Annotated in this window: 1 protein-coding gene; it reads right to left on the bottom strand. The window is 38.3% G+C overall.

The features are described 5' to 3' along the window. Positions 1-758 (bottom strand): hypothetical protein (locus tag E1176_RS20135; protein ID WP_185152482.1); only part of this gene is annotated, 758 nt, incomplete at both ends.

Here is a 758-nt window from a genome sequence, read left to right as displayed (position 1 = left end):
GATAGTATCTTAGCTCCTTCCTCTTCTTTTAAAGGTGCTAACCTAACTTCTCGTATTTCAGCATGGTCGCAGTAAGAACAGCTATAATAGTTTTTCATTAGACCAGGCTCATCATGTGTAGGCTCTTTTACTACCTCTTCTTTATAGTCTTTTAAAGTTCTGAAACTACAATTAGGACAAACTAAAGCATGTAGATGAATGTCATATCGCTCTATAAACTTATGACCAGTCTCTTCATCGATCCACACATCATACTCATAAACCGCTTCTTCTTCATGTGCAATCATTTCTTCTGTAAGATGCACATCTTCTTCAGATTCATCAAGCAACTTCATTTGTTTACCGGTTTCTGGTGATATCCTGGGTCTAAATCGCAGCTTTGTCAATTTATCTTCGATTACTGAAGGATAGTAATATTTGAAATAGGCATAAGCCGCATAACCGATGGCCACACCTAATATGACGGATATAAATAGACCAAAAATAAATTCGAATCCACCTTCAGCAGCAAATAGCAGCTGAATGTAGCTATTCAAAAATAGCGCAGCACCTATTACTACACTTAGAAGCGCATACCAGAAGTATTTTGCTTCATTGGCGCTTACAAATTCGTACTTTCTTGAGTAGCTCTTTATCGTAAGCAGTTTGATGTAGTAAACAATTGTAATGAGGAGTGCCAGGCCTCCAAACACATAGGCAGCATTGAGCGTATATGCATGCCATTGATCTGTAAAGCTTGCAGAAGTGGTGGTTTCCAT

The sequence above is a fragment of the Fulvivirga aurantia genome (genome assembly GCF_009711475.1).
GTDB lineage: Bacteria > Bacteroidota > Bacteroidia > Cytophagales > Cyclobacteriaceae > Fulvivirga > Fulvivirga aurantia.
This window is presented reverse-complemented; position numbering and strand designations above follow the sequence as displayed.